This window comes from Acidisoma sp. S159 (assembly GCF_009766125.1).
Classification (GTDB): domain Bacteria; phylum Pseudomonadota; class Alphaproteobacteria; order Acetobacterales; family Acetobacteraceae; genus Acidisoma.
In genome coordinates this window covers 19,528-20,915 of sequence record NZ_LMUG01000063.1, presented here as the reverse complement: position 1 = coordinate 20,915, position 1,388 = coordinate 19,528, and the positions used below count along the sequence as shown (strand labels likewise).

Sequence of the window (1,388 nt, the reverse complement as noted above, 5' to 3'; positions counted from 1 at the left end):
GGCTGTATCGGTGACGATGTGCCGCTTGCGGCCCATGATCTTCTTGCCGGCGTCAAAGCCACGAGGACCGCCACTCTCTGTGGTTTTGACAGATTGGCTATCGATGACGCCAGCGGTCGGACTGGCTTGCCGCCCGGCTTTCTCGCGCGACGTCATCACCAGGGCATGGTTGATCAATTCCCAGCGTCCATCCAGAACCCAGGCATAGAAGTAGCCTTGCACGGTCGAGTATGGCGGAAAGTCCTTTGGCAGTTGGCGCCACTGGCATCCCGTTGAAGCAATGTAGAACATGGCTTCGACGACCGCGCGCAATTTGGTGGAGCGACGCCGCCCGAAGCGGCGCCGTTCGGGCATGAAGGGCACGATCATAGCCCATTCCGCATCCGTCAGATCACTTGCATAGCGTAACCCAGCGCGCCGATACTGCGGCCGAGTGATTTCAGTCCAGGCCATTGTAATTTCCGTCGTGACTCGCAATCCGATAGAATCACAACCCACTGAAATCACTCAACCCTTTCTCAGTCAGACACTCAGCTAGAATGTTACTCGAGAACCCATAGTCGGCGATGATGCCCTCCTTGTGAGGGGGCACCATGAAGAGGTTGGCGCAACGGTGGTCAGGCTGGAGGGGATGGTGATGATCCTGGATCTGCATCGGCGGGGCTCACGATATCTGATATCGCCGACAGTGTGGGTGGAGTTGCCCCCGTTAAACCGGACACGAGGCAGGTTGCGATTGGCTGCGGATGGGTCGTGTTCACCGACGAGCCCACGACGCCGCGGATCGCGATGCCATCGCGTTCGCCTTCGCCGGTACTGCGGTCTTCATGCGATCGTCGCAACACAGCACGGTCGCGAGGTCCTGGTGCACCACGTATCTCGCCCAGATTAGGCGGCTGTAGCCGAGCACCATGGCGAACAGCCAAACACGGATAAGATTGAACAGCCTTTTGTTGGCGTTCCTGCTATTTTCCGTCTGCCCATGGGTGACCGCGTGGCACAGAGTAGGGCGTGAGGTGCAAGCCTTGCCGCGCCGCCGTGTCATAGTCGCTCCTCTTTTGCGGCGCTCATGGGCACCTTGCGCCCACGTTTGGTCCATCCTTCGGCCAGGCGTTTGTAAGCAATCTCGGCCTGTTCGCCACGCCGCCTCTCCTCCTGGCGCGTTCGGGTGAGAACGTCGAAAGCTTCAGACGGCGGGCGGCCATTGACAGAAAAACCGGCCCCGGACGGCCACCAATTCACTCGTCAATCAAAATCCCGTCCTGATCGACGCGCGGCCAAACCAGAAAGCTCTTGCTATATTGTCGCGCCGCGTCAATCAGCCGCGACCGCACTTTCCAGTCCTGATTAACGGATTTTCCGCATTGCCTCGCCTGAAATGCTCCCTA

Annotated in this window: 2 pseudogenes; both read right to left on the bottom strand. The window is 59.1% G+C overall.

Annotation, left to right across the window (positions count from 1 at the left end):
• Positions 1–453, bottom strand: a pseudogene (locus GSQ92_RS31085) (IS5 family transposase); the annotation flags it as partial.
• A gap of 588 nt (positions 454–1,041) precedes the next feature.
• Positions 1,042–1,173, bottom strand: a pseudogene (locus tag GSQ92_RS31820) (IS110 family transposase); the annotation flags it as partial.
• Positions 1,174–1,388: the final 215 nt, after the last annotated feature.